The organism is Nocardia sp. NPDC023852, assembly GCF_040639505.1.
Lineage (GTDB): Bacteria > Actinomycetota > Actinomycetes > Mycobacteriales > Mycobacteriaceae > Nocardia.
Window position 1 is genome coordinate 21,618 of record NZ_JBFAAB010000045.1, and the last position, 6,831, is coordinate 28,448.

Consider the following 6,831-nt stretch of genomic DNA (forward strand, 5'->3'; position numbering starts at 1 on the left):
GTCCGATGCAGCGTGAACCGATAGCTCTGGACACAACCGGCACCAATATCCAGGGCGAGTCGGTGCGGATCCGTGAGCGGGGGCCGGTCACTCTGGTGGAATTACCCGGCGGCGTGCCCGCGTGGTCGGTGACCGACGCCGTTGTGCTCAAGAGCCTGTTGGCCGACCCCCGGGTGTCGAAGGACCCGCGGCAGCACTGGGCGGCATTTATGAACGGCGAGATCACGCAGGACTGGCCACTACACCCCTGGGTGTCGGTGGACAACATGTTCACCGCGTACGGTGCCGACCACCGTCGCCTACGGAAATTGGTTGCGCCGGCGTTCACTCACCGTCGCACCCTCGCGCTGCGTCCGCGCATCGAGTCGATTACCGACAACCTGCTCGACGAGCTGTCGACGACCCCGCGGGGTGTGATGGTCGACCTGCGCGAGCGATTCGCATACCCGGTCCCCATCCAGGTCATCACCGAGTTGATGGGGGTGCCGGACCACTTGGGCCCCGCGATGCACGAATGTGTCGACGGATTCTTCGACGGCTCGTTCACACCCGAGCAAGCCCAAGCCAACTACTTCGAAATGTATCGACTCGTCAGTGAACTCGTGGCCTATCGGCGGGAGAAACCTGGTGATGACATCACCAGTGTGCTGATCGCCACCCAGGATGAGGACGACGGATCGCAGCTGACCGAGAAGGAGCTCGTCGACACGCTGATGCTGGTCATCAACGCCGGGCACGAGACGACGGTCAACCTGCTCGATCAGGCTATCTGCGCGTTGCTGACCCGTCCACAGCAGCGCGCCGACGTGGTCGAGGGCCGGGTTTCCTGGTCGGATCTGGTGGAGGAAACGCTGCGTTTCGAGGCACCGGTTGCACATCTGCCTTTGCGCTACGCCGTCGATGACATCGAGATCGGTGGGATCAACATCCCCAAGGGGGAGGCGATCCTGGCCTCCTACGCAGCCGCCAACCGCGATCCGAAGGTGCACGGCGCCACCGCTGACGAGTTCGATGCCACGCGTTCGACCAAGGACCAACACGTGGCCTTCGGCTATGGGGTCCACCACTGCATCGGCGCCCCGCTGGCCCGGCTGGAGGCGTCCATCGCCCTCCCGGCTGTCTTCCGGCGCTTCCCGGATCTGCGGTTGGCCGTGGCTCTGTCGGAGCTGGAACCTGTGGTCAGTTTCGTCTCGAATGGGCACCGGACGCTACCGGTTTATCTAACTGTGGGGGAGTAGCCGTACCTTCGAAGGGTTTTTCGCACCGAGGTGTGTCGTCAGCGCGGCGCACGTCGCGATGATCGAGACCCGGCCCCCCGACCCGCCCCGCCCCGACTCTGCTCTCCGACACAAGGGCACACGCCCGAGTTCACTCAGCACGCCCGTCGTATTCGTGTTCCCTTCCTGCCGTCGCGAGCTCGCCGCCCACCTGGACACGCTGGTGAATGCTTTCGGCATCCCTCGCCTGGCGGCACCGATCGCCGCCGACGACTATCAGCAGGCATGGCTGGATTTCGCTGGCTGGGATCCGCTGCTCAGCGGGGGAGAGTAGGACGGATTGCTGGGGTGCGGGTGGCGCTCGCGTTGATTGCGGTAGGTCCCGCACCCCCGCATCCTCCCGGACGGACATATCGAGTCGTCGCTTCGTTCGGTCGTAGGGGGTGCTGATCCGCTTCTGCGGATCTACGGTCGATCGAGATGCGCCGACGAGATCTGGCCGCCCCCAGCATGATTCGCGTACGGTATGCGGAGGGTTCGGTTCGAGGAACCGCGCGGTACCCGTTCGACGAGGCATGCGTGGACTCTCGGCCGAAACCGACGCCCGTACGCCACTCGACGCACGTGACCGAGGCACGTGCTTGCGCTCGTTGCGCATGTTCGTCGATCCTGTTCGATTGTTTGGAGTCTCGTCTTTGACCACGTCACATTTCCCGCCGCACAGCTCGGCGTCCACGAACGCCTGCCCCGTCCAGCACGGATCGCCCATCGATACCGACGGCGGCCCCCGGGTCGCGCTGTATTCGGAGGCATTCGCGGCGGACCCGCACCAGGTCTACCGGGAGATGCATCGCCGGTACGGTTCGCTGGCGCCGGTGGAATTGGCGCCTGGCGTACCGGCAACACTGGTGATCGGATATCACACCGCGCTACGGATCCTGAACGATCCCGACCATTTCCCGCACGATTCGCGCACCTGGCAGACGGATGTCCCCAGCGATTGCCCGGTCCTGCCGATGCTGGAGTGGCGTCCGGCCGTGATCCGCAACGACGGACCGACGCACACCCGCTACCGGCAGGCCATCGTGGCGGGCATCGAAGAGATCGACCTGTTCGCCCTGCATGCCACAGTGGAGCAGATCGCCATTCCGCTGATCAACACCTTTTGCGAGGACGGTTCGGCCGACCTGATCAGCCAGTACGCATTGCCGCTGTCCTTCGCGGTGATCAATGCCATGCTCGGCTGCCCGCCGGAGATCGGTCAGCGGGCCGCGACCGGGTTGGCCGCGATGTTCGAAGGCGTGGACGCCGACAAGGGCAACGCGATGTTCAGCCAGGCGATGTTCGACCTGGTGACTCTCAAACGAGCCGAGCCGGGCAATGACATCGTCTCTGGGCTGCTGCAACATCCAGCCAACCTCGACGACGAGGAGATGATCCACCAGGTGCTGTGCCTGTACGGCGCGGGAATCGAGCCGACGCAGAACCTGATCGTCAACACCCTGCGGCTGATGCTCACCGACGACCGGTTCGGCGCCGGCCTCCTCGGCGGAAGCCTGTCGACGCGCGACGCATTGGACGAGGTGTTGTTCACCGACCCGCCGCTGTCGAACTATTGTGTTTCCTTCCCGAAACAACCGATGCTGATCGACGGTGTCTGGCTGCCTGCGCACCAGCCGGTGGTCGTCAGCATGGCAGGCTGCAATAATGACCCCTCGATCAATTCGGGCGAATATACCGACAATCGAGCTCATCTTGCGTGGAGTCTCGGGCCGCACGCTTGCCCGGCCAGGTCGGTGGCGTACATGATCGCCCAGGACGCCATCGACCAGCTGCTCGACGCCCTGCCTGACATGCGGCTCGCCGTCGCGGCGCAGGAGTTGGTCTGGCGACCCGGTCCGCTCCACCGGGCGCTGGCCGCTCTACCGATCGTTTTTCCCGAATCCCCACCGCTGAACATCTCGTAGTCGTCCCGATTCGCTCGGTGCGCGAGAACGCGGCGCACCGTATTCCATTCGCCCCCATGGGCGCGGTCACCGTCTACGCGGTGGGCGTGCTCGCTGTACGGAGTCGCGCCCGGCACGTGCTGCGATGTTCCCGGTCCTTTGGTGAGTTTTTCCGGCGGACCGGGAACTCTGAAACGTGGGCCGTGATCCGGACATTCACGGACAAACCGAATTCGAGACTGTGAGCGGGCTGTCAATTGGCAGGCAATCAGCCGTGATCCACTGTCCGTGGCGAAATCGGGCATACGCTGCTAGGGAACGCGCGGTGCAATGGCGGATTCATCCATTGCACCCCAGCGATTACGGGAAATTCTCCTGCCTGAGGAAGGCCTGATTCATGATTATCGCTATGCTCGTTGCCGGCCTGATCGCGACCGGAAGTGCCGCTGCCGAAGCGACCGGGAGCGCCGCTATGGGTGCGGGAATGAACATCCCCAACTACCAGTAGTCCGGTCTCCTGTCTCCCGATGGCGGTGCTGGACGAACGTGGATGTTGGATGTTGTCGCGAAGGTGCACGCGGATCATGTTGTGCTGGATTATGATCCACCAGAAGTAGATCCGAACGTCTTGATCTACGGCAGCCGTCTCAGGGCATCCAAACCCTCTTCGGTGTGGCCGTCTCAGACGATTTCCCGCCATGGCTGTAGGGTGAGTGATGCTCGCTCCGGCACGTTTGCCCGGCGATCGCGCGGGCATCCGGGGAAGACGTCGCATCATGCTGGGAGGACCGATGGCTACCGAAGACCGGACCGCCCTGTTCGACGCGGTGGTCGCGGCGGCGGACTACCCCATGCTGGTGGTCACCGTCCAGGCTGGTGGTCGGCGCGCCGGATGTCTCGTCGGTTTCGCGACGCAGGTGAGTATCGAGCCGCGCCGATTCCTGGTCGGCCTGTCCAAACGCAACTACACCTACCGGGTCGCGGAGCACGCCGAGCGGCTGGCCGTGCATGTGCTCGGTAGTGAGCAGCTCTCGCTGGCCCGGCTCTTCGGTGGGGAAACCGGTGATGATATCGACAAGTTCGTGCACTGTGACTGGCACGTCGGCCCCGGCGGTGTGCCGGTGCTCAAAACGGTGCACAGCTGGTTCAGCGCCCGAATTCTCGAACGACACGACTTCGGTGACCACGTCGGGGTGCTGCTCGATCCGGAGGATGGCGCGGCGCCCCGACGCCTAGGCGAGACACTGCGCTATCACGCGGTGGCCCGCCTGAGCGCGGGCCACCCGGTATGAGACGGACCGCCTACCGCGGTCGGTCGGCCGATGCGGTCGCGAGTCCGAAGCGTTCGGCGAAGGTCGACAGCTCGTCGCGAGCGAGTTCTGGGTCAGCCGTGCTCGCGCTCACCACGATTCGGGTGACGCCCTGCGCGGCAAGGCTTTCGACGCGTTCGAGTGGCATGTCGATCGTCCCCCATCGGGTGTACTCGAATGTCTCGGTGCTTCTGCCTGCCGCGGCGGCCGCGGAGCGGGCGATCTCCAGCTGGTTGCCGCGTTCCACCGGTCCGAGCATGCCGCCTGGGAAATAGCCGTCGCCGCGGAAGCCGGCGCGCCGGGCGGCGGCCCGGCTCGATCCGCCGACATGGATCGGCAACTGCTGGGATCCAACGGGTTTCGGGAAACTGCAGAGGTTCTCGAAGCGGAAGAACTCGCCCTTGAAACTCACGCCGTCCGCGCCGCCTGACCACAGCAGGCGCAGCACCTCGATGGCCTCGTCGGCACGACGGCCGCGGGTACCGAAATCCACGCCCGCCGCCTGCGCCTCGCCGGGCAGGATGCCCAGTCCCACCGTGAGCAACCGCATCCGGCCCTTGGACAGCACATCGATGGTCGCCAGGCGCTTGGCCAAGACCACAGGGTGGTGATAGGGCAACAGCAGCACCGCCGTTCCGAGGAGGATCTTGTTCGTCGCGGCGGCCACGAAGCTCAGCGCGTCGAGCGGGTCGGCATAGGGCAGCGTCGGCGTGATTTCCATGGGTCCAACCGTCGCGCCGGGGTACAGGGCGATGTGCTCCGGCAGGTAAAGGGCCTCGAAGCCGCAGCGCTCGGCGTGCCGGGCGTAGTCGATCAGCCGGTCGGGATCGGCGCCGAAGAACGGCGTGCTGTAGCTGACCGCGAACTTCACCGCGAATCCTCGATTCTGTCGTATTCGCATGCTGCGACGAGCCGGCCGCGCAACTGATGTCGAGCAGTCTCCAGCCGCTCGATGTAGGAGTCGACCTCGGCCAGTTTGCGCCGCAAGGTGGAAACCGAGTCCGGGCAGACGTCGCCGGAACCATTGCCCGCCCGAAGGCAGGCGACGAACGGGCGAATGTCGTCGAGGTCGAAGCCCTCGCCGAGTAGCGCCCGGATCTTGCGCACGACCAGCAGCTCCGCCTCGTCGTAGGAGCGGTATCCGTTGGCGGCGCGCTGCGGCTGCACCAAGCCGTGCTCCTCGTAGTAGCGCAAAGCGCGGGTACTGGTGCCCGTCCGCTGCGCGAGCTCACCGATCCACATTCATCCTCCTTGACCCGAACCCCACGGCAACGCTAAACCTTCTCGCCGACGTCAAGGCAAGTAGAAGCCTTCTCGCGACTACCAATCCACCGTGCCGAGTTCGTGCAGCCTGCGGAACACCATCATCGAGCCGGGCGCGACGTGGTCCATGGCGGCGTATTCGCTCACGGTGAAATAGCGCAGTTCGGCGATTTCGCTGGTCGGTTGAGGTTCACCGTCGAGTTCCGCGGTGAAACAGGTCATGTGCAGGCGGGTGCCGGGCGTGTGGCCGTACGCTTCTGCGAGAAATACCCCGAGCTCATCGAACGACGCGACGCCGACACCCAGTTCCTCGCGCACTTCACGGTGTAGTGCCGCTACCGGAGTTTCGCCGGGGTCGATCTTTCCGCCTGCCATGTAGAAGACGTCCTTGCCGACCGATCGCGCCTGCAGCAGGCGACGATCCCGGACGTGGGCCAACGCGGCGGTGCGAATCACCGGCTCACTGTACTGAGCAGTCGAAATCGGGCGCCAACCGGTTTTCAGCCGGCGCCGATCGCTATTCCGGAACGGGTCGCTGCGAGAGTTGTATTTCGCCGGGCAAACGTGCGTGCAGCCCATGGTCGACCGCGGACTGCCAGCGGCTGATGGAGGCCCGGCCGACGGTGACCCGCCGCCTACCGCACGGGCGCGCGAGCTGTAACTACACCATCGCGCGAGAGATGGCCGCGACCAGTCCGCCGTCGATGATCAGGTCCTGTCCGTTGATGTAGGACGCTTCGTCGGAAGCCAGAAAAGCGACCGCGTCGGCGACATCGTCCGCAGTTCCGAGTCGACCGGCTGCCACCTCGGCGAGGACGGCGGCTTGTGCTTCGGCAGAGACGTTGTCGTGGAACATCGGGGTTTCGATGTAGCCGGGACTTACGGAGTTGACTCGAATTTTTTTGGGCGCCAGTTCGGCCGCGAGTGTGTGCGCGAGGTTGTGCACGGCTGCTTTGGTGGCGGAGTAGAGGGAGGCGCCGGGCATGCCGCGGTGCAGCGTCCACGATGCGTTGATGACGATCGCGGCGTGGTCGGTCAGTAGGGGGAGGGTTTTTTGGATGGTGAAGAAGACGCCTTTGAAGTTGGTGTCGACGA

The 6,831-nt window shown here is 64.8% G+C and carries 8 protein-coding genes; 4 read left to right on the top strand and 4 right to left on the bottom strand.

Features of this window, described 5'->3' with window-relative positions; translation table 11 throughout:
* Positions 1-5 precede the first annotated feature (5 nt).
* From AB0H00_RS31040 to AB0H00_RS31055, 4 genes are all read left to right on the top strand, one after another.
* Positions 6-1,238 (top strand): cytochrome P450, encoded by a 1,233-nt coding sequence (locus AB0H00_RS31040; protein ID WP_357273311.1) that lies wholly within the window; start codon positions 6-8, stop codon positions 1,236-1,238.
* Between the two features lie 154 nt (positions 1,239-1,392).
* Positions 1,393-1,551 carry a hypothetical protein gene (locus AB0H00_RS31045; RefSeq protein WP_357273313.1) on the top strand — a complete coding sequence of 53 codons (159 nt, stop codon included), beginning with the start codon at positions 1,393-1,395 and terminating at the stop codon, positions 1,549-1,551.
* 361 nt (positions 1,552-1,912) lie between these two features.
* Complete coding sequence (locus AB0H00_RS31050) at positions 1,913-3,184, top strand: cytochrome P450 (protein WP_357273315.1); 1,272 nt, start codon at positions 1,913-1,915, stop codon at positions 3,182-3,184.
* Positions 3,185-3,954: 770 nt separating this feature from the next.
* Entirely contained in the window at positions 3,955-4,455 is a 501-nt protein-coding gene (locus tag AB0H00_RS31055; protein WP_357273317.1) for a flavin reductase family protein, read from the top strand.
* A gap of 10 nt (positions 4,456-4,465) precedes the next feature.
* Here AB0H00_RS31055 and AB0H00_RS31060 read toward each other — a convergent pair whose 3' ends face one another.
* The 4 genes from AB0H00_RS31060 to AB0H00_RS31075 form a co-directional block, all read right to left on the bottom strand.
* Complete coding sequence (locus AB0H00_RS31060) at positions 4,466-5,344, bottom strand: TIGR03619 family F420-dependent LLM class oxidoreductase (RefSeq protein WP_357273319.1); 879 nt, start codon at positions 5,342-5,344, stop codon at positions 4,466-4,468.
* On the bottom strand, positions 5,341-5,715 hold the full coding sequence (locus AB0H00_RS31065) for a MerR family transcriptional regulator (protein WP_357273322.1): 375 nt from the start codon (positions 5,713-5,715) through the stop codon (positions 5,341-5,343). Before AB0H00_RS31065 ends, AB0H00_RS31060 begins: the two co-directional genes overlap by 4 nt.
* A gap of 78 nt (positions 5,716-5,793) precedes the next feature.
* Complete coding sequence (locus AB0H00_RS31070; protein WP_357273324.1) at positions 5,794-6,192, bottom strand: NUDIX domain-containing protein; 399 nt, start codon at positions 6,190-6,192, stop codon at positions 5,794-5,796.
* Between the two features lie 205 nt (positions 6,193-6,397).
* The coding region (locus AB0H00_RS31075) for an SDR family oxidoreductase (protein WP_357273326.1) at positions 6,398-6,831 on the bottom strand (434 nt) is incomplete at its 5' end.